We start from the raw sequence: 21209 nt of genomic DNA, 5'->3' as shown, positions 1-21209 counted from the left end.
GCCGAACATCTTCTTAAGTGCTTTGAGCACGGTCATCTCATCAATTGGTTAAGGAATATACGCCGAGCAGTGTAAAGCAAGAACCGTGCTCGGCGTAGTCTCATGCGGAGCAGCTGCCCGTTGATGTCGGGGCGGCCGGCGTCAACGCGACTTAGCGCAGCTTGTCGGCCAGCCAGCCGCCGATGTCGGAAATTTCCTGCGGTAACACTTGATGGCCCATTGGGTATTCCTGCCATTGTGCGGTGACACCTTGAGCCTTGAGGTGCTCGTAGGCGGCACGTCCCATCGCGGCGTGCACCACTTCATCGTTGAAACCGTGCAGACAGTACGCCGGAATGCGCTGTTGACTGGCTGAAAGAATCATCTGCTCGTTGAAGGTTGGCGCGTAGGTGGACAGCGCCAGCACGCCGCCCAGCGGGCCTTGCCAGCGTAGATAGGCGGTATGCAGCACGACCGCGCCGCCCTGCGAAAAGCCTGCGAGAAAGATCCGCGCCGGGTCGATGCCACTGTCGCGCTGCTGTTCGATCAGGTTCAGCACCTGCTGGGCCGACGCTTCCATCTGATCATGGTCGATGGCGCGAGCCGCAGCGCTCATGGTCTTGATGTCATACCAGCTCGGCATCAGGTAGCCGCCATTGATGGTAACCGGCTGGGTCGGGGCCTGCGGCAGCACGAACCTTGTGCTGCGCAGGGTTTGCTGCAGGCCTTCGGCCACTGGCAGGAAGTCATAACGGTCGGCGCCCAGGCCGTGAAGCCAGATGACACAGGCGTCGACGGTGTCGACAGGTTCGAGAATCAGCGGGTCGGTCATGACTGCTCCAATGTTGTGCGCTGGGCGCTTTTTTAGCGCATTAATACGGTGCGCGTGTTGTTCAAATCTGAACGAAGATGTCGCAAGGCTACAAGTTTAGCTCTTGTGCTGTCGCTAATTCGACATTGCCACCATGCTGGTACGGGCTTTGCTATGAAACGACTGGAGCCATAGCGCTCACCTCGACCGGTAACACTCACAGGCTATTACAGGTGAGGGTCGAAAAGCAGCACGGGAGTCCATGCGTCAGGATTCGCGGCACGATTCACCCGGAAACCAGTGCGGTAATCGGGAAATCACGGGGCTTGGATTCAAGGGGCCGTTTCAATGGAGACGCATGGCAAGCCAGGCTTGCAGGCGATTCATTACCCGGCCCGACGTCGCATGACCCAAAAACAAGCCAGCACGGGTCAATCATGCCTCACAAGGGTGCGACGAGATCAAGGCTCCCAAACAACAAAGAGCAAACTGGAGGTTTGAATGAAGATGTTGAAATCCACCCTGGCTGTAGTCACAGCTGTAGCAGCGCTCGGCGTGGCCGGGGCGGCTAACGCCGGTGCCACGCTTGACGCTGTTCAGAAGAAAGGTTTTGTTCAATGCGGCGTCAGCGATGGCCTGCCAGGGTTTTCCGTTCCGGATGCCAGCGGCAAGATCACCGGTATCGACGCTGACGTTTGCCGTGCCGTAGCTGCTGCCGTTTTCGGCGACGCCAACAAGGTCAAGTTCAGCCAGCTGAACGCCAAGGAGCGTTTCACCGCTCTGCAATCGGGTGAAATCGACGTTCTGTCGCGTAACACCACCTGGACCAGCTCTCGCGATGCGGGCATGGGTCTGGTCTTCGCCGGCGTGACTTACTACGACGGTATCGGCTTCCTGGTGAACAACAAGCTGGGCGTCAAGAGCGCCAAGGAACTGGACGGCGCGACCGTCTGTATCCAGGCCGGCACCACCACCGAGCTGAACGTCTCCGACTACTTCCGCTCCAACGGCATGAAGTACACCCCTATCACTTTCGACACCTCCGACGAAAGCGCCAAGTCGCTGGAAGGCGGCCGTTGCGACGTACTGACCTCCGACCAGTCGCAGCTGTACGCACAGCGCAGCAAGCTGGCCAAGCCGGACGATTACGTCGTTCTGCCGGAAGTGATCTCCAAGGAGCCACTAGGCCCTGTCGTTCGCAAAGGCGATGAAGAGTGGTTCTCGATCGTCAAGTGGACCCTGTTCGCGATGCTCAACGCCGAAGAAGCCAAAGTGACTTCCAAGAACGTCGAAGCTGAAGCCAAGTCCACCAAGAACCCGGACGTGGCCCGTATGCTCGGTGCTGACGGCGCTTACGGCGCTGACCTGAAACTGCCGAAGGACTGGGTAGTACAGATCGTCAAGCAAGTGGGTAACTACGGTGAAATGTTCGAACGCAACCTGGGCGAATCTACCCCGCTGAAAATCAAGCGCGGCCAGAACGCTCTGTGGAACGCAGGCGGCATCCAGTACGCACCACCAATTCGCTGATTGACCCGACGCCCGACAGCCTTCACCGGCTGTCGGGCGTCGTTCTGTTTCATTTTCCCTGGGGCACTTCATGGAAAAGCAAATCGTCGCACCCAAGCAAAAGCTCTCCTTGAGCGACCCAAAAGTGCGCGCGTGGTTGTTTCAGATCATCACCGTCGTGGCGGTGGTCTCGTTGGGCTGGTTCATGTTCGACAATGTCCAGACCAACCTCGAACACCGTGGTATTACCTCGGGTTTCGGCTTTCTTGAACGCAGTGCGGGCTTCGGTATTGCCCAGCACCTGATCGACTACACCGAATCGGACAGCTATGCCCGGGTCTTCGTGATCGGCTTGCTGAACACATTGCTGGTTTCGGTCATCGGCATTTTTCTGGCCACGATTCTGGGCTTCATCATTGGTGTTGCGCGCTTGTCACCCAACTGGATGATCAACAAGCTGGCAACGGTGTATGTCGAAGTCTTCCGTAACATTCCGCCACTGCTGCAGATCCTGTTCTGGTACACCGCCGTCTTCCTGACCCTGCCGGGTCCGCGACAGGCGCATGGTTATTTCGACATGTTCTTCGTCAGCAGCCGCGGCCTGAACATGCCCAGCGCAATCGCCGCCGAAGGCGCATGGCCGTTTGTGATCAGCATCGTGCTGGCCATCGTGGCTGTGATCCTGATGGCCCGCTGGGCCAACAAGCGCTTCGAAGCCACCGGCGAGCCGTTCCACAAGTTCTGGGTCGGTCTGGCGCTGATGCTTGCCATTCCCGGCCTGTGCATGCTGGTTTTCGGCGCACCGGTGCACTGGGAAATGCCGGAACTGCGGGGTTTCAACTTCGTAGGCGGCTGGGTACTGATCCCGGAACTGATCTCGTTGACACTGGCGTTGACGGTCTATACCGCGGCGTTCATCGCCGAGATCGTGCGTTCGGGTATCAAGTCGGTCAGCCACGGTCAGACCGAGGCGGCGCGTTCGCTGGGGCTGCGGCCCGGGCCGACGCTGCGCAAGGTCATCATTCCGCAGGCTCTGCGGGTGATCATTCCGCCTTTGACCAGCCAATACCTGAACCTGGCGAAGAACTCCTCGCTGGCGGCAGCCATTGGTTATCCGGAGATGGTTTCGCTGTTTGCCGGCACGGTGCTCAACCAGACCGGTCAGGCAATCGAAGTCATTGCCATCACCATGAGTGTGTACCTGGCGATCAGTATCAGCATTTCCCTGCTGATGAACTGGTACAACAAGCGCATTGCGCTGATCGAGCGGTGAGGAAACGCGCATGACAACTCATACTTTCAAACCTGATATGCCGCCACCGGGCAAAGTGTTCGGTCCGGTTGCATGGATGCGTCAGAACCTGTTCTCCAGCTGGATCAATACGCTGCTGACCTTGCTGTCGCTGTATCTGGTCTATCTGGTGGTGCCGCCGATCATCAGCTGGGCATTGCTGGATGCCAACTGGATCGGCAGCACGCGCGCCGACTGCACCAAGGAAGGCGCTTGCTGGGTGTTCATCCAGCAGCGTTTCGGCCAGTTCATGTACGGCTACTTCCCCACCGAGTTGCGCTGGCGGGTAGACCTGACGGCTATTCTGGCAATCGTCGGCGCTGCGCCGCTGTTCATCTCCCGGTTCCCGCGCAAGGCGATCTATGCCATCGGTTTCCTGGTGGTCTACCCGGTAGTTGCGTTCTACCTGCTGCATGGCGGCGCGTTCGGTCTGACCACCGTTCCGACCAGCCAGTGGGGCGGCCTGATGCTGACTCTGGTGATCGCCACCGTCGGCATCGCCGGTGCATTGCCGCTGGGTATCCTGCTGGCGCTGGGTCGTCGGTCGAACATGCCTGCGGTGCGCGTGGTGTGTGTGACCTTCATCGAGTTCTGGCGCGGCGTGCCGTTGATCACCGTGCTGTTCATGTCTTCGGTGATGCTGCCGCTGTTCATGCCGGAAGGGATGAACTTCGACAAACTGCTGCGGGCCTTGATCGGCGTCATTCTGTTCCAGTCCGCCTACATCGCTGAAGTGGTGCGTGGCGGCATGCAGGCCATTCCCAAGGGTCAGTACGAGGCCGCCTCCGCGATGGGCCTGGGTTACTGGCGCAGCATGGGGCTGGTGATTCTGCCTCAAGCGTTGAAGATGGTTATCCCCGGCATCGTCAACACCTTTATTGCCCTGTTCAAAGACACCAGCCTGGTCATCATCATCGGCCTGTTCGACCTGCTCAACAGCGTCAAACAAGCCACTGCCGACCCGTCATGGCTGGGTATGGCTACCGAGGGCTATGTATTCGCGGCCCTGGTGTTCTGGATCTTCTGTTTCGGCATGTCCCGCTATTCCATGCATTTGGAACGCAAGCTGGACACAGGCCACAAGCGTTAGGAGTTTTGTGATGAGTGAAGTTATCAATAAGCCTCTGGGCGCTGAAGGCATGATCCGCATGGAAGGCGTCCATAAATGGTACGGCCAGTTCCACGTGCTCAAGGACATCAACCTGAATGTGCGTCAGGGTGAACGTATCGTGTTGTGCGGGCCTTCGGGTTCGGGCAAGTCGACCACCATTCGTTGCCTGAATCGTCTGGAAGAGCATCAGCAAGGCCGGATCGTGGTGGACGGCACCGAGCTGACCTCGGACCTCAAGCAGATCGAAGCCATTCGCCGCGAAGTCGGCATGGTGTTTCAGCACTTCAACCTGTTCCCGCACCTGACCATCCTGCAGAACTGCACGCTGGCGCCGATGTGGGTGCGTAACATGCCGAAGAAGAAAGCTGAAGAAATCGCCATGCACTACCTGGAGCGCGTGCGGATTCCGGAGCAGGCGCACAAGTATCCGGGCCAGCTTTCCGGCGGCCAGCAGCAGCGTGTGGCCATCGCCCGTGCCCTGTGCATGAAGCCCAAGATCATGCTGTTCGACGAGCCGACCTCGGCGCTCGACCCGGAAATGGTCAAGGAAGTGCTCGACACCATGGTCAGCCTGGCCGAAGAAGGCATGACCATGCTCTGCGTGACCCACGAAATGGGCTTTGCCCGCACCGTGGCAAACCGGGTGATCTTCATGGACAAGGGCGAAATCGTCGAACAGGCCGCGCCGAACGACTTCTTCGACAACCCGCAAAGTGACCGCACCAAGCTGTTCCTGAGCCAGATCATTCATTGATGCCCTGGTAGGAGCAGACAGCTCTGTAGGAGCGGACTCGTCCGCGAAGAGGCCTGTATAGTCAAAGCATTTGCATTGGCTGTACACAAGTCTTCGCGAACAAGTTCGCTCCCACGGGCCTGAGGCCCGCCGAATTCCCCTCCCGCCTGAACCTTGTATTCCTCTGCGTTCTCCAACAGGATATTGCCCCCCTGAAACGGGCTGATATTCCTGATAACGAGAAGCTGATGACTGCCAAGGCACCCCCGACCCCTCAACCTGCCTCCGACCATGCCCATCCGATTCTGAAGCGCCCGTGGTTGCTGCTATTGGGGTTGGTGCTGGTCGCTCTCAATTTGCGTCCTGCGTTGTCGAGCATCGCGCCGCTACTCAATACGGTCTCCAAAGACCTCGGGATGTCCGCCGCCGAGGCGGGATTGCTGACCACCTTGCCGGTCCTGTGTCTGGGGCTTTTCGCGCCGCTGGCGCCGGTGCTGGCGCGTCGCTTCGGTAGCGAGCGGGTGGTGCTGATGATTCTGCTGACCCTCGCTGCCGGCTTGGCACTGCGCAGCCTGTTCGGCGAAATCGGTCTGTTCGGCGGCAGCCTGCTGGCGGGTGCCAGCATCGGTGTGATCGGCGTTCTGCTGCCTGGCATCGTCAAGCGCGACTTCCCGAAACAGGCCGGCGCGATGACCGGCGTCTACACCATGGCGTTGTGTCTTGGCGCCGCGATTGCGGCCGGCTCGACCGTGCCCTTGAGCCAGTATTTCAATGACAGTTGGCAGGCAGGGCTCGGGTTCTGGCTGATCCCCGCGCTGATCGCGGCAGTGGTGTGGTTTCCGCAGGCCCGCGAATCGCACGACTCGAACCGAGCCGTGTATCGAGTCAAAGGGCTGCTGCGTGATCGGCTGGCGTGGCAAGTGACGCTGTACATGGGGTTGCAGTCGTCGCTGTCATACATCGTCTTTGGCTGGTTGCCGTCAATCCTCATCGGTCGCGGCCTGACGCCTACCCACGCCGGTCTGCTGCTGTCGGGTTCAATCATCGTCCAGGTCGTCAGTGCCCTGGGCGTTCCGTGGCTGGCGACTCGCGGCAAGGATCAGCGCCTGCCGATCATGATTCTCATGACGCTGACGCTCAGCGGACTTTTCGGCTGTCTGTATGCACCGCTCGAAGGTTTGTGGGGTTGGGCGATTCTGCTCGGCCTGGGGCAGGGCGGAATGTTCAGCGTGGCGCTGGCCTTGATCGTGCTTCGCTCGCGCGATTCCCATGTGGCCGCCAACCTGTCGAGCATGGCCCAGGGTATCGGCTACACCATCGCTTCCATGGGGCCATTTGCGGTCGGCGTCGTGCATGACGTGACCGGCAGCTGGAACGCCATCGGCTGGATCTTCGCTGTGCTTGGCCTGGGTGCGGCGGTGGCTGGTCTGGGCGCTGGTCGGGCGCTGTACGTGCAGGTGACCAGCGAGAAAGTCGAGTAACCGGAAGTGCGCCGCGATCAAGGATGGCAAAGCCTCGCGTTGCCGCTTATCGTGCTCGCACCATTTGGAAGGGACCCGCAGACATGAGCTACGAAACAGCCAGCCAGGCCAATAGTGCGCTGATCACCCGATTCTACGAAGCCTTCGCCCGGCTGGACGCCGAAGCCATGACTGCGTGCTACACCGAGGACGTGGTGTTCAGCGATCCGGCGTTCGGCGAGCTGCGTGGTGAGCAGGTCGGCAACATGTGGCGGATGCTGACGTCGCGGGCACGGGACTTCAATGTAGTGTTCGATCAGGTCCGCGCCGACGACCGGATCGGCAGCGCGCATTGGGTGGCCACCTACCTGTTCAGCCAGACCGGCCGCACCGTGGTCAACGATATCCAGGGAAGTTTCGTCTTTCGTGATGGCAGGATCCGCGAGCACCGTGACCGGTTCGACCTCTGGCGTTGGTCCCGCCAGGCGCTGGGCGCCAAGGGCCTGCTGCTGGGCTGGACGCCGCTGGTGCAGAACGCTATCCGCGCCCAGGCGCTCAAGGGGCTGAATGCCTACACCGAGAGCCGTCGTGTCTGACTTCAAACCTGAGGAGCCGACGACGAAACCCTGGTTCGTCTACCTTGTGCGCGCCGCTAATGGCTCGTTGTACTGCGGGATCAGCGATAACCCGCAACGGCGGTTTGCTGCGCACCAGTGTGGCAAAGGAGCGCGCTATTTCCACTCCAGCCCGGCGGTGGCTCTGGTGTACTTGGAAGCCTGGCCCAGCAAGAGCGAGGCGCTGCGTCACGAACGGCTGATCAAGAAGTTGCGCAAGAGCGCCAAAGAGGCCTTGGTAGAGACAGCCAGGACAGGCGGCCGCACGGAAGTGCCAAGGCCGAATGGCGACCTTGGCACTCACATCCTGCCTATCAGAATTTGACGGGTTTATACCTGAAACCAGCGTAAAGCAAAGGTTTCTCCAACAGGTTATAAGGGTTTTTCTTGAGCACCCTGTGCTCAATGCTCTGCGAAAAAACTGCGGCCAGTTCTGCCGTTCCAGCGCCCCCTGACTGGGCTGCGTGGGAGAATATCTTGGCCATGGGGGTAGACCCATAATTCATTGTGACCGGGCCGATGAACCCCTTGGTAGGTCGGTGGACAAGGTTCTTGAATTGCGCAGCGAATGAACTGGCCCCACCGTTGCCTGAAAAACAGATCAGCAGACGAATATTGTCGTAGAGCGTCGGGTCAACGTTTTGATCATTCAACATCCTCAGCACATCGGCGGCGGAATGCTCCGCATTATTCAGGATGACGGATGAGCTGTTGTTAAGCAGTTTCTCCTCAATGAAATTCAGGTCTTTGCCGTGTACCGCAATATTCAGACGGTCTTTGGCTTTGTAAGTGTCGACGAAGGTGTAAAGCTCCCCGTCAATCTGCGTGAGCGAGCGCATCGTTCCGCCCATCGTGACCAGGTGGTCTGCGGCGTCAAAGGTTTTCGTCAGTGCGGCCGTGGCTCGACGCTCGGCACTGATAGCAATGCCTGAAAGCGAGCCGGTGGCATAGCGCCCGACCTTTATCATGTCAGCAACATCGAAAATGTTGCCGGTCGTAGACGTGCCAAACGACGCCCAACTTAATATGTTTGCGGTGTGAGGGTCTCGCTCTGCCAACGCTGCTGCGGCAACTCCAAAACTACCTGAAACAATCTCAAGCCCTAATGTTGCAACGCCGAAGCCTGTGGATATCCCCCCGGTTGCCACGGACAGGGCAGCGCCGAAGACCAGGTCCATTGAAGCCCTGACGATCGTGTCTTCTACAAACGCGCCGTGGCTCACTTCACTGTACTGTCTGACAACTTCTGCATGGCCATCCGGATCACTGAAGTTAACTGGATCATTGCTGCAATACACATAGCCATTAAGCCCGCCTATCCCGAATGGGCTGAAGCTGTCAGGCGTCTGGAAGGTCTGCAATGCACTGTTGTAGACCCGAGCGCCATTGCCCAAATGGTAGGCACCGGTAGGCCGGTCGATGGGCTCACCGTTGAAACCCAGCCAGCTTCGCTGCGTCCAGTCATCGGGGCGATAACCGAATGGGGTATAACTGAAAAGCGTCTGGGCTTTGGTCGCCAAGTCATAACTGGCAATGACGGAACCCATGGCGTTTTTGAGTTCAAAACTGTAACTGGGTTTGCCGCTGCCGCTGGTGTCTGCCAAAGTCAAAGTCTGCTGCAGGAGCTGGCAGGCATCACTCTGGTTCGCAAAACGAGACAGACGCGAGTAATAGCTGCCGTTGATCTGAACCACACCATCTCGCGCATATTGCTGGCCATTACGGTAATAGTAACGCTCGTAATAATAAGTACCGAAGCAAGCCATCACCTTGCCTTGCTCGTCATAGAGATAGCTGTATTCACGGAAGTTCGCGTCAGAGCGGACAAGCCGAGCAAGCCGGCCAGCAGCGTTGTAGGACAACGAGTATCCACTTTCGTTGTTCCTCAGGCGTCCATCCGTATCGTAGTCAAGCGTAACGGTGCTCCGGCCAGCAGCCGAGTGACTGATCGAGCGCAGTTGGGTCTTGTCTTTAGCATCGTAATTGAAAGTGGCAGTGTCCTGACCGCCGTCGAAGACGCTGATGCACTGTTGAATACCGCCCAACGGATTATAGGAAAATGTCTGCTTGCTCAGCTTCTTGCCTTGGGCATCCAGGGGGCGTTGCGATCCGCTGCATTCATAGACAGCGAGCTGGCCGCCGGGAGTGTAGGAAAAACGTTCCTGGGACAGTTCGGTGCTGTCTCGAAGCAGCGTGATAACCGCCAACCGGTTGTTGGCATCGAAGCTTTGCCTGGCTGTCAGGTTAGGGTACCCGGAAGCAGTGAAGACGCGCTCTATTTCGCGGCTTTGATTATCGTATTTATACGTGATTGTCATGCAGACCTTGCCGGCCGACTCCGTGACGCTTTCTTTGATGAGGCGCTCATCGCTGTCATAGCTCAAGGCAGTGCTGCCCCACGTGCCGGAAGTACCGGTCAGACGCCCCAGCAGGTCGTAGGTGAATGTTGTCTGGTTGCCGAAATCGTCCGTGTACTTAAGCAACACGCCTCGTAGCGAATACGTGTAGGCGGACTTGGTTGTTTGCGCGGGGTAGCCGGTCGTCGTCTGGGTCAATGTGGATGTCGATGAGTCATACGCCAGTTGCGTGCTCACTCTTTGAGAAAGATTGACCGATGGCGCAGGCGCGCTGCTCAACGTGCCCCAGGTGTTACTTCCCGTATAAGTGTAAGTTCTGGCACGCCCACCTGCCCGCACTTCGACCACTCGATCAAGGCCGTCAATCTTGCGGCTTCCCCACTCGTAGGCGTATGCGTCAGACAATCTGTCGAGCTTAATGCGTGACGCAAGAGACGATGTCGTGTGATCAGGGTATTCGCACGTGTGTTCAACGGCGTCGCCGCAAGACTTCTGCAGTCGACCAAAACTGTCCCACGCATACGTCTGTTCAAGGGCATTGATCCCTCTTTGTGTACTGATTCGGCCAGCAGCATCGTATCCGTATTGGACCGTTTGACACACCGTGCCGGCTGCGTCGACAAAAGAGTGCTTATCAATACCGCCCAGTGAGTTGTACTGCGTGATTTGCTTGCAGCACGCGGTGGAGAGGTATTGCTGTCTCACCGTTCTCGTCTGGGTCACGGGGTCATACTCGTTATGGCGAGCAATGCCGCCCTGTACCTGGAGGCCTGTAGGGTTTCCCCAGTTATCGTAGATGTGCTCCAGTTGCCGTTTGGTGATCGGGGAAGTTTCAGAGGCAGCAGTAGCGTAGTCATATTCAAGGGTTGTTTTTTCTCGGCCCAGACCATCGTAGACCGTACTGGAAAGCTGCCGCCATCCCAGGCTGGTATCGCTTGAGGCACGGGTTTCAGTGCTGGCGATGCGGCCAAAGGCGTCATAGCATTCTCGATACTGCTGCCCCGTTGGGAATGTCGTGATCACCGTAGGGCAACCCTGAGTAAGCGAGTATGCATAACCGGTTTTGTGCGGGGCACTTTTATCCTGGGGCTGTTCGGACTTGGTCAACATCCGACCGCGGGCATCGTAGCTGTAGCTCACGCTGTTGCCGTGCGGATCCTGCGAATGTACAAGCTGATAAGACCTCATGGAATGCGTAGCTTGAGTCACATCCTGAGTGTTTTCAGAAGACTGGAAGGTGGTGGTCGTGGTGAGCGCGTCGCCCTGCAGCTGGTAGGTGTAGGAGGTCTTCTGGAGCGACAGGGGGATGGTCTTGCCGGACGCATCGAGCAGTCGCTGGGTCAGAGATCTGATGCGGCCGAAAGACAGGTCTCCAGGGTCGGTGTAATAGTCGGTCTCTTGCACTACCATGCGACTGTTGCTCCACTCTCTGAGTTTGAGCGTGTCATCGGACTGCGGGTTGTGAATGATCAGTTTCACACTCGGTCTTACTGCGGGGCCGGACGCCCGTTGTCCCTTCACTGGCAGGCTGGTGTAGCCATAGAACGTCCAGCGTAGATCGAGCCGCTTTCCATTGATGGTGCGGTAACTCTTTTCAGACTCAACGTAAACGCGGAAGTAATTGGGGTCGCCCGGGCACTCTATTCTGAGGGGCAGGTTATAGGATGTCATTCCAGTATTGGTCGGGTAAGGGTTGTGTACGACGCTTCGATGTTCGATGGTTCCCCACGTCATCCCTTGTTTGCCAAACATCAGAAAACCCCAGCCAATAGGGTTCATGTAATCGAGCATCCATCCCAGTTTCCCGTGCAGCCCAGATGTATCAGTATAGGTGCTGGTGTTGGTCACCATTTCTTCTTCCTTGGCCTGCCCCCGGTAGTAGGTGAACTCAGTTGTTACGTCGTTAGCGGTCCGCTTGACGAGGTTGCCCAAGACATCAAACACCGAACACTGGGTCTCGGTTCTTTGTGATTGCTTGTTTTTGTACGTTGTCAAAGTGTGTAGCAATAGCAAGCCGGCTGTCGAATCGAATTCCCGCTTATATTCCGTGCTCTTTATGCAATCGCCCTGCATGACAGATGTTTTGGTTAAAAGATCATCAGCGTCAAAAAATAGCTCTGTCGTCAGCGAGGTATTATCAAAGGTGGTGACCCGTTTTGCAGTAGATGCGGTAAATGTATAGTCTTCGACTCGGCTGGATGAAGCGTTGTTGCCTGTCACGGTGTAACGGGAAACGCGGTTGTCTGTGGAGTAGGTCACCAGCTCTTTCAAAGGGCGAGAATGCTGGATGGTTGTAAGATGCTGACCGGTGTAGGTGAACTCCTGAGTATCAGCGTCGGGACCGTTATTTTTCTCGTATTTGATCAGTTTTGAATCTTGTAGATAAAGGGTGCACAGCGTGACAGGAGCCTGGTTCGGGCGCTCGATAAATTCAACGGCGTCAAGGCTGACGGTTTGGTTGGCAAGCAGTGTTTTCTTTGTCAGCCGACTTGTATTTAAGAGTACCTGGGTGTCGTCTGAAATCTTGCTGAGCAGGAGGTTGGCATACAGCGTGCCCGTCCATTCGAAATAAAGAGCGTGGCCTGCGCTGTTGATGATCTGTGTGGGCACCAGGCACCTATCGACGTTGCCGGCGTAAGCCGAGATTTCGGGCTGGAAGACGGTATCGCTATTGATATTTTTTACAAATATGTCTTCCAGGATCTCTACGGTCCCGTCTTTGTGGACGATTTTCATCTGCGAAGGTGTAGAGAAATCTTTGATAGTAAGTCCGGGTTGTGGGGAGTAAGGTACCATCGACTCGAAGATAGTGAATGTCTGCCCCGTGTGCAGGTGTAACTTTACAACCGTATCGTAAATGGTCACGTAGCTGAAACGGGGTGCCCAACCGCCCAAGGTAAATTCCACACCCACTGAATAGTAGTAGTTTAGTGCCAGCGAGGGCCCCATGCCGTTGTTTCCGATGAGGTTGGATATGGGCAAGTAAGCATTGAATTCGCCTGTTTGTAAGTCCCCGTCGTTGTGTTCCGCAATGCCGGTGTTTAAATAAGAAGGCCGATCCGGTACTAACGGATATGATTTGCCGTTAAGGGTATAGGTAATGTATCTAATGTTTTCAGTGTTGATGGTTCGGTTAGAGCTGTAAACCGTGTTATAAAGAGTAAGAGTCTTTCGGGCAAGATCCAGAGAAACCAGATTGCCTTTCTCCAAGTCGCCGGAGATTGATCCAAAATTTCCGTGAACGCGGAGCGGAGTATTCTTCGGAAGTTGATAGAGCTGTTTGAGAAGTGCCTTTTCCATGGTGGTTATCCATGATCAGGTTTTGGGCTCCTGATCGCGCGTACTGCAGCTGATGAGATGACATCCGTGTTCATTTATTTTAAGTTTTTCAGCGCTTTTGTCTGCTGACAGAAATGTCAGTGCTTAACGTTTTTTGTGATTGGTTCAAGGTTGCTCGGTCTTTTTACGCGAAGAGGTAACTTTCTCTGACGGGCGGCAGACAAGCTTCACCGTAAATACATGTCCAGGCCCATGGTTCGTGCTGTGCATTAGCCGTTTGAGGCGCTACGCTGGAAACGCCCGATCAGACCAAGAGAATCCACATGAACGAATTGATTCTGCACCACTATCCCGCCTCGCTGTTTGCCGAAAAGGCCCGTCTGATGCTTGGCTTCAAAGGGCTCTCATGGCGCTCGGTGACCGTTCCTTCGATCATGCCCAAGCCCGATCTGACCGCCTTGACCGGTGGTTACCGCAAGACACCGGTTCTGCAGATCGGCGCGGATGTGTATTGCGACACAGCCTTGATGGCGCGCCGCCTGGAGCAGGAAAAGGCATCGCCGTCTTTCTACCCCGAAGGCAAGGAGTTCGCTGCCGCCAGCCTGGCCGCGTGGGCCGACGCGACGATGTTTTTCCACGCCGTCAGCCTGGTTTTTCAGCCCGCGTCCCTGGCGGCCCGCTTCGCCAATGTTCCGGCTGAAGTGATGAAGGCGTTCGTAGCCGACCGCGGCAAGCTGTTCGATGGAGGCAGCGCCACGCGGTTGCCGGCCGAGCAAGCCTTGCAGCAATGGCCGACTCTGATGAGCCGCCTGGAGCAGCAACTGTCACGCGATGGAGATTTCCTCCTGAACGAACCTTCGATTGCCGACTTCAGCGTGGCGCACACTTTGTGGTTCCTTAAACAGACGCCGGTCACCGCGCCGCTGGTCGATGATTACCCGACCGTGGCCGCCTGGCTGGGCCGCGTGCTGGGTTTCGGTCACGGCGCGCCGAGCGAGCTGAGCCCGGCTGAAGCGATCGAAATTGCCGCCCGCTCGGCTCCCGCGCCGCTGCCCGAAGAACCCTTCGCAGCATTCAACGGGCTCGCGCCGGGCGATCGGGTAGCGATCAGCGCAGTGGATTACGGTGTAGATACGGTGGAAGGGGAGCTGGTATTCGCCGGCCGCGAAGAACTGATCCTGCGCCGCGAAGATCCACGCGCCGGCATCGTGCACGTGCACTTCCCACGTCTGGGGTTCCGCGTCGAAAAGCTCTAGCTGAGGCTGTGGGAGCTGGCCGCTGCCAGCTCCCACAGGCTTCACTCCGCCGCTTATTCCAACGCCGCCAATATTTCATCCGGCGCAAAGCCGCGTATCAGGGTTCCGTTGACGTCGATCATCGGGATCCCGCGCCCGCCCAGGGCCTCATAGGCCTTGCGGCCTTCTTCTGACTTTTCGATATCGTATTCCTTGAATGGAATACCTTTGCTGTCGAGGAAGCGTCGGGTCTGTTTGCAGTAGCCGCACCATTCGGTGGCGTACATCACCACCCTGGCCTGGCTGTAGGTCTGGGCGACCGTGGCCGGCGGCGGGCTGAAGAAGTTTTCGATCTTGCCCCAGTTCTGCCAGACCACGACCACCAGCATGATCAGGGCGAACTTCTTGAGCGTGCGCAGCAGCATCGGTCAGCGTCGCTTCAACTGGTCAGTGAGCTGGGTCGGCAGTCCCTTGATGATCAACGTGCCGGCGGCTTCGTCGTATTCGATCTTGTCACCCAGCAGGTGCGCTTCGAAACTGATCGACAGGCCTTCAGCGCGGCCGGTGAAGCGACGGAACTGATTCAAGGTGCGCTTATCGGCCGGGATTTCCGGCGACAGGCCGTAGTCCTTGTTGCGGATGTGGTCATAGAAAGCGCGCGGCCGGTCCTCGTCGATCAGTTCGGACAGCTCTTCCAGCCCCATGGGTTCGCCCATCTTGGTCTGGCTGCTGGCGTAATCGACGAGCGTCTTGGTTTTCTCGCGCGCGGATTCTTCAGGCAGGTCTTCGCTTTCGACGAAGTCACTGAAGGCCTTGAGCAGCGTGCGCGTTTCGCCAGGGCCGTCGACGCCCTCCTGGCAGCCGATGAAGTCGCGGAAGTATTCCGAGACCTTCTTGCCGTTCTTGCCTTTGATGAACGAAATGTACTGCTTGGACTGCTTGTTGTTCTGCCATTCGGAAATGTTGATGCGCGCTGCCAGATGCAGTTGGCCCAGATCCAGATGACGGGACGGCTTCACGTCCAGCTCTTCGTCCACAGCGACGCCTTCGCTGTGGTGGAGCAGGGCGATGGCCAGGTAGTCGGTCATGCCTTGCTGATAATGCGCGAACAGCACGTGCCCACCGACCGACAGATTGGATTCCTCCATCAGCTTCTGCAGATGCTCGACCGCTACGCGGGAGAACGCCGTGAAATCCTTGCCACCGTCCAGATACTCCTTCAGCCAGCCGCTGAAGGGGTGCGCGCCGGACTCGGCATGGAACAATCCCCAGGCTTTGCCTTGCTTGGCGTTATAGCTTTCGTTGAGGTCGGCCAGCATGTTCTCGATGGCTTGGGACTCAGCGAGTTCGGAGTCGCGGGCATGGAGAACAGCGGGCGTACCGTCGGGTTTCTTGTCGATCAGGTGGACGATGCAGTGACGGATCGGCATGGGCTTCTCGGCTGGTGGAGGTGAAGAGCGCATGGCTCGTTGCAGGGCGGCAAGTGTAACTCACGTCCGCCCCGGTCGGGCCTGCACAGCCCGGTTTTCGGCCTTCGGCGCGGCTTTGAGAAGTGTTTTTCACGCAAAATGCCGTTAAACCTGACCAAAAGGATAGGTAGGTGCGGATTTTGCCACGGCTCTGTGCTAGTTTTGCGCGGTCTTGCGCACACTAGCGCGTCAAGCATGCAGTTTGTGCACGCGTAGGCCGAACCAATACCCGGTTTCAGTATCTACATTTCGCGATTAATCGTGGCTGCTAGCGGGTGGTCAGGTTCGTTGCCTGGCCGCCGGCCGATGTTGTGCTCTGCAATCCAAATGAATTTGATAGGGAAGGAACACCACCATGGCTCTTACTAAAGACCAATTGATCGCCGATATCGCCGAAGCTATCGACGCGCCGAAAACCACCGCGCGTAATGCTCTTGAGCAGTTGGGCCAGATCGTTGCCGATCAGTTGGAAAACGGCGTTGAAATCACTCTGCCGGGTATCGGTAAGCTGAAAGTGGCTGAGCGTCCAGCCCGTACTGGCCGCAACCCTTCGACTGGCGCAGCCATCGAAATCGCTGCCAAGAAAGTTATCAAGTTCGTACCAGCCAAAGTGCTGAGCGACTCGATCAACAAGTAAGCATCCGCTTGCTGTAAAAAAGCCGTGCGCCGGACAACCGGGCACGGCTTTTTTGTGGGCGTTGATATTGTGGCGGCGCATTTTTGCAGGAGCGGACTTGTCCGCGAAGACATTTCGTCAGGCTCCGCATCTGCTGCGGATATACGTGAGTCTTCGCGGACAAGTCCGCTCCCACAGAGAGGCTGTCTACTTCCAGCGTTGCCGCCAGGCTTGCTGCTGCGCCGGATTCTGGAAGGTCCAGGCCACGAATCGGCTTTGCTTCTGGCCTTGGCCCATCTCCACGACCCGCACCTCAAGCGCTCCGGCTTTTTTCAGTGCGCTCTGGATAGGGGGCAGGTTCGAGGCTTTTGACACCAGTGTGCTGAACCAAAGCACTTGCATCGGGATTTGCGCGCTTTCCTTGATCAGCTGGGTCACGAAGCCGATCTCACCGCCTTCGCACCACAACTCCTGAGACTGCCCACCGAAATTCAGCACCGGCAGCTTGCGCTTCGGATCGGCCTTGCCCAACGCACGCCATTTACGCTGGCTGCCGCGTTGCGCTTCGTCCAGCGACGCATGGAAAGGCGGGTTGCACAGGCTCAGATCAAACTGCTCCTGGCTGTCGAGCAGGCCCAGCAGAATGTGTTTGCGATCCGCCTGCTGACGCACGCTGATCGCCTTGTGCAGCCCGTTGGCCTTGACGATGGTGGTGGCCGAGGCGATGGCAACCTTGTCGATGTCCGAGCCCACGAAGTGCCAGCCGTAATCGCTGTGGCCGAGTAACGGATAGATGCAATTGGCGCCGGTGCCGATGTCCAGCACCTTGACCGCCGCGCCACGCGGGATCGTGCCGTCGTTGTCGCTGGCCAGCAGGTCCGCCAGAAAATGCAGGTAATCCGCGCGCCCCGGAATCGGTGGGCACAGGTAGTCAGCCGGGATGTCCCAGTGGGCAATGCCGTAGAACGCCTTGAGCAACGCGCGATTGAACACGCGCACCGCCAGCGGGTTGGCAAAGTCGATGCTTTCCTTGCCGTACGGATTGAGGATCACGAACTCCGCCAGTTCCGGGCTGGATTTGATCAGCTTGGGGAAATCGTAGCGACCCTGGTGCCGGTTGCGCGGGTGCAGGGTGGCTTTTTCGCGCGGCTCGGCGGGCTTGGCCGGCTTTTGCGGTTTTTTGCGGGGAGGTTTGGGTTTATCAGAGATGGTCATGGGCGTGATACGTATGTAGGAGCGCTTGCCCGCGACGGCGTATGTCCGGTCGATATAGATGTCGACCGGGAGCGCGTTGTCGCGGGCAAGCGCTCCTACAGCCGTCCACCGGCCCGACGTGGGCCGGTGTACCTCAAGCCTTTACAAACTGGTGATGCGTGCGTGTTGTTCGGCCAGCTTGCCCAGTGCCTGTTCGGCCTCGGTCAGCTTGGCGCGTTCCTTGGCGATCACTTCCGGCGGCGCCTTGTCGACGAATGCGGCGTTGGACAGCTTGCCGCCCACGCGCTGCACTTCGCCTTGCAGGCGCTGGATTTCCTTGTCCAGACGCGCCAGTTCGGCACCTTTGTCGATCAGGCCGGCCATCGGCACCAGCACTTCCATCTCGCCCACCAGCGCAGTGGCGGACAACGGCGCTTCGGCACCCTGGGCGAGTACGGTCATGGATTCCAGCTTGGCCAGTTTCTTGAGCAGGTAGTCGTTCTCGTTCAGGCGGCGCTGGTCTTCGGCGGTCACGTTCTTGAGGAACAGCTGCAACGGCTTGCCCGGACCGATGTTCATCTCGCCACGGATGTTGCGCACGGCGAGCATCAAACCCTTGAGCCATTCGATGTCATCTTCGGCGGCCTGATCGATGCGCGATTCGTTCGCCACCGGCCACGGCTGCAGCATGATGGTCTTGCCGCTGACGCCGGCCAGCGGCGCGAGGCGCTGCCAGATTTCTTCGGTAATGAACGGCATGAACGGATGGGCCAGGCGCAGCGCTACTTCCAGTACACGAACCAGCGTGCGGCGTGTGCCACGCTGACGCTCGATCGGCGCGGTTTCGTCCCACAGCACAGGCTTGGACAGTTCCAGGTACCAGTCGCAATACTGGTTCCAAATGAACTCGTACAGCGCCTGGGCCGCGAGGTCGAAGCGGAATTGTTCCAGCTGACGGGTCACTTCGGCTTCGGTGCGTTGCAGCTGCGAGATGATCCAGCGATCAGCCAGCGACAGCTCGACCGCTTCGCCGTTCTGGCCGCAGTCTTCACCCTTGTCCAGCACGTAACGCGCAGCGTTCCAGATCTTGTTGCAGAAGTTGCGATAGCCTTCGACGCGGCCCATGTCGAACTTGATGTCGCGACCGGTGGACGCCAGCGAGCAGAAGGTGAAGCGCAACGCGTCGGTGCCGTAGCTGGCGATACCGTCGGCGAATTCCTGGCGGGTCTGCTTCTCGATCTTCTTGGCCAGCTGCGGCTGCATCAGGCCACTGGTGCGTTTCTGTACCAAGGTTTCCAGGTCGATGCCGTCGACGATGTCCAGCGGGTCCAGTACGTTGCCCTTGGACTTGGACATCTTCTGGCCCTGGCCATCGCGAACCAGGCCATGCACGTACACGGTCTTGAACGGAACCTGCGGCGTGCCGTCCTCGTTCTTCACCAGGTGCATGGTCAGCATGATCATCCGGGCGACCCAGAAGAAGATGATGTCGAAACCGGTGACCAGCACGTCGGTGGAGTGGAACGTCTTCAGCGCTTCGGTCTTTTCCGGCCAGCCGAGGGTCGAGAAGGTCCACAAGCCCGAGCTGAACCAGGTATCCAGCACGTCGTTGTCCTGCTGAAGCGCAACGTCCGGGCCGATGTTGTGTTTGGCGCGGACTTCGGCCTCGTCGCGACCGACGTAGACCTTGCCGGACTCGTCGTACCACGCCGGAATACGATGGCCCCACCACAGCTGACGGCTGATGCACCAGTCCTGGATATCGCGCATCCACGAGAAGTACATGTTTTCGTACTGCTTGGGCACGAACGCGATGCGGCCATCTTCCACGGCGGCGATGGCGGGCTCGGCCAAGGGCTTGGTCGAAACGTACCACTGGTCTGTCAGCCACGGCTCGATGATCGTGCCGGAGCGGTCGCCCTTGGGTACTTTCAACGCGTGATCATCCACGCTGACCAGCAGGCCGGCGGCGTCGAACGCGGCGACGATGCGCTTGCGCGCCTCGAAGCGGTCCAGACCCGCGTATTCGGCCGGCAGGCTGCCGTCGATGCTTTCGTTCAAGGTGCCATCGAGGTTGAAGACCTGCGCGGCAGGCAGCACCGAGGCGTTCTTGTCGAAGATGTTGAGCAGCGGCAGGTTGTGGCGCTTGCCGACTTCATAGTCGTTGAAGTCGTGGGCCGGGGTGATCTTCACGCAACCGGTGCCGAACTCGGGGTCGCAGTAGTCATCGGCAATGATCGGAATGCGACGGCCTACCAGCGGCAGCTCGACGAACTTGCCGATCAGCGCCTTGTAGCGCTCGTCCTCGGGGTTTACGGCAACGGCGGCATCACCGAGCATGGTTTCCGGACGGGTGGTGGCGACGATCAGGTAATCCAGGCCGTCGGCGGTTTTCGCGCCATCGGCCAGCGGATAACGCAGGTTCCACAGGCTGCCTTTCTCGTCATGGTTCTCGACTTCAAGGTCGGAAATCGCCGTGTGCAGTTTGGTGTCCCAGTTGACCAGACGCTTGCCGCGATAGATCAGGCCGTCTTCATGCAGGCGCACGAAGGCTTCCTGAACGGCCCTGGACATGCCGTCGTCCATGGTGAAGCGCTCGCGGGACCAGTCCACCGACGAGCCGAGGCGACGAATCTGCCGGCTGATGTTGCCACCGGACTCGGCTTTCCATTCCCACACTTTCTCAAGAAACTTCTCGCGACCCAGGTCATGACGGTTCTGGCCCTGGGCTTCGATACGGCGTTCCACCAGCATCTGCGTCGCGATACCGGCATGGTCGGTGCCCGGCTGCCACAGGGTATTGCGGCCCTGCATGCGACGGAAACGGATCAGCGCGTCCATGATCGCGTTGTTGAAACCGTGGCCCATGTGCAGGCTGCCGGTGACGTTCGGCGGTGGGATCATGATGGTGTAGGAGTCACCCGCGCCTTGCGGAGCGAAATAATTCTCGGACTCCCAGGTCTGGTACCAGGAAGTTTCGATGGCGTGCGGCTGGTAGGTCTTGTCCATGCGCGGCGGGAACCTGTGGCATTAATTCGGGAAAGCCGACAAGTATAGCGATGGGGGCAGCCGCAGGCCACAAGCTCAAGCCTGCGGGCAGCCTTCGTCACTCTTGCGGACGGATTTGGCGCTCAGATCTGGTACTGGCTGAGCAGCCGTTCCAGACGGGCATCGAGGCGGCGCTTGATCTCGGTTTCGATATGCGGCGCGAAGTCGTCGATGACGTCCTGCATGATCAGCTCGGCGGCGGCACGCAGCTCGCGGTCCAGATAGAGCAGGGCGTCGGCGTTTGACGGCGGCTCCACGTCGGGGGCGGCAAGCACGGGGTCGACCGCGAGGGTCGGGATTTCGACCGGGTCATGATCATCGTGCCCGATGATTTCGGGTCGGCTGCCAACCACATCGAACAACAGCGGGATCTGGCCCTCGCGGTGCACGGTATCGGTCAGCAGCGGCGGTTGCAGGCTGTCATCGCCCAGCAGCTCGCGGATCGATTCAAGATCATCGAGCAAATGTGCGGATTCAGCTTTTTTTGAAGTGTCCATCGTGTC

16 protein-coding genes are annotated in these 21209 nt (G+C 58.4%); 9 read left to right on the top strand and 7 right to left on the bottom strand.

The window, feature by feature from the left end; all coding sequences use genetic code 11:
- Positions 1 to 151: 151 nt before the first annotated feature.
- Positions 152 to 811: an alpha/beta hydrolase gene (locus J3P77_RS17790; protein WP_434677894.1), complete on the bottom strand. Its 660-nt coding sequence runs from the start codon at positions 809 to 811 to the stop codon at positions 152 to 154.
- A 480-nt stretch (positions 812 to 1291) separates the two neighbouring features.
- Here J3P77_RS17790 and J3P77_RS17785 point away from each other — a divergent pair, with 480 nt between their 5' ends.
- From J3P77_RS17785 to J3P77_RS17755, 7 genes are all read left to right on the top strand, one after another.
- A complete protein-coding gene (locus J3P77_RS17785) occupies positions 1292 to 2320 on the top strand; it encodes an amino acid ABC transporter substrate-binding protein (protein WP_434677893.1) in 1029 nt (342 codons plus the stop codon).
- Positions 2321 to 2390: 70 nt separating this feature from the next.
- The gene (locus J3P77_RS17780) at positions 2391 to 3572 is read left to right on the top strand and encodes an amino acid ABC transporter permease (RefSeq protein ID WP_434677892.1); all 1182 of its coding nucleotides are present in this window, start codon (positions 2391 to 2393) and stop codon (positions 3570 to 3572) included.
- A 10-nt stretch (positions 3573 to 3582) separates the two neighbouring features.
- On the top strand, positions 3583 to 4680 hold the full coding sequence (locus J3P77_RS17775; RefSeq protein ID WP_434677891.1) for an amino acid ABC transporter permease: 1098 nt from the start codon (positions 3583 to 3585) through the stop codon (positions 4678 to 4680).
- A 10-nt stretch (positions 4681 to 4690) separates the two neighbouring features.
- Positions 4691 to 5455, top strand: a complete 765-nt coding sequence (locus J3P77_RS17770; protein ID WP_434677890.1) for an amino acid ABC transporter ATP-binding protein — start codon at positions 4691 to 4693, stop codon at positions 5453 to 5455.
- 227 nt (positions 5456 to 5682) lie between these two features.
- Positions 5683 to 6915 (top strand): CynX/NimT family MFS transporter, encoded by a 1233-nt coding sequence (locus J3P77_RS17765; protein WP_434677889.1) that lies wholly within the window; start codon positions 5683 to 5685, stop codon positions 6913 to 6915.
- A gap of 83 nt (positions 6916 to 6998) precedes the next feature.
- Entirely contained in the window at positions 6999 to 7490 is a 492-nt protein-coding gene (locus tag J3P77_RS17760; protein ID WP_434677888.1) for a nuclear transport factor 2 family protein, read from the top strand.
- Positions 7462 to 7833 (top strand): GIY-YIG nuclease family protein, encoded by a 372-nt coding sequence (locus J3P77_RS17755; protein ID WP_434677887.1) that lies wholly within the window; start codon positions 7462 to 7464, stop codon positions 7831 to 7833. The genes J3P77_RS17760 and J3P77_RS17755 overlap by 29 nt, the downstream gene beginning before the upstream one ends.
- Here the strand turns inward: J3P77_RS17755 and J3P77_RS17750 are convergent.
- Complete coding sequence (locus J3P77_RS17750) at positions 7823 to 13165, bottom strand: RHS repeat domain-containing protein (protein ID WP_434677886.1); 5343 nt, start codon at positions 13163 to 13165, stop codon at positions 7823 to 7825. The genes J3P77_RS17755 and J3P77_RS17750 overlap by 11 nt on opposite strands.
- Positions 13166 to 13467: 302 nt before the next feature.
- Between J3P77_RS17750 and J3P77_RS17745 the strand changes: the two genes are divergently transcribed.
- Positions 13468 to 14400, top strand: coding sequence for a glutathione S-transferase family protein (locus J3P77_RS17745; RefSeq protein WP_434677885.1), 933 nt, complete (start codon positions 13468 to 13470; stop codon positions 14398 to 14400).
- Between the two features lie 53 nt (positions 14401 to 14453).
- Here J3P77_RS17745 and J3P77_RS17740 read toward each other — a convergent pair whose 3' ends face one another.
- Together J3P77_RS17740 and yejK are read right to left on the bottom strand one after the other, a co-directional pair.
- The gene (locus J3P77_RS17740) at positions 14454 to 14804 is read right to left on the bottom strand and encodes a glutaredoxin family protein (RefSeq protein ID WP_434677884.1); all 351 of its coding nucleotides are present in this window, start codon (positions 14802 to 14804) and stop codon (positions 14454 to 14456) included.
- 3 nt (positions 14805 to 14807) lie between these two features.
- Positions 14808 to 15809 carry a nucleoid-associated protein YejK gene (gene yejK, locus J3P77_RS17735; protein WP_434682052.1) on the bottom strand — a complete coding sequence of 334 codons (1002 nt, stop codon included), beginning with the start codon at positions 15807 to 15809 and terminating at the stop codon, positions 14808 to 14810.
- A 394-nt stretch (positions 15810 to 16203) separates the two neighbouring features.
- Here yejK and J3P77_RS17730 point away from each other — a divergent pair, with 394 nt between their 5' ends.
- Positions 16204 to 16485 carry an HU family DNA-binding protein gene (locus J3P77_RS17730; RefSeq protein WP_020292090.1) on the top strand — a complete coding sequence of 94 codons (282 nt, stop codon included), beginning with the start codon at positions 16204 to 16206 and terminating at the stop codon, positions 16483 to 16485.
- Between the two features lie 186 nt (positions 16486 to 16671).
- Here J3P77_RS17730 and rlmF read toward each other — a convergent pair whose 3' ends face one another.
- From rlmF to J3P77_RS17715, 3 genes are all read right to left on the bottom strand, one after another.
- Positions 16672 to 17673, bottom strand: coding sequence for a 23S rRNA (adenine(1618)-N(6))-methyltransferase RlmF (gene rlmF / locus J3P77_RS17725; RefSeq protein ID WP_434682051.1), 1002 nt, complete (start codon positions 17671 to 17673; stop codon positions 16672 to 16674).
- 147 nt (positions 17674 to 17820) lie between these two features.
- On the bottom strand, positions 17821 to 20667 hold the full coding sequence (locus tag J3P77_RS17720) for a valine--tRNA ligase (RefSeq protein ID WP_434677883.1): 2847 nt from the start codon (positions 20665 to 20667) through the stop codon (positions 17821 to 17823).
- A gap of 122 nt (positions 20668 to 20789) precedes the next feature.
- Complete coding sequence (locus J3P77_RS17715; protein WP_434677882.1) at positions 20790 to 21203, bottom strand: DNA polymerase III subunit chi; 414 nt, start codon at positions 21201 to 21203, stop codon at positions 20790 to 20792.
- Positions 21204 to 21209: the final 6 nt, after the last annotated feature.

This window comes from Pseudomonas sp. R1-18 (assembly GCF_051132095.1).
GTDB lineage: Bacteria > Pseudomonadota > Gammaproteobacteria > Pseudomonadales > Pseudomonadaceae > Aquipseudomonas.
Note: the sequence above shows the minus strand (reverse complement) of the source record. Positions and strands in the feature narration are given on the sequence as shown.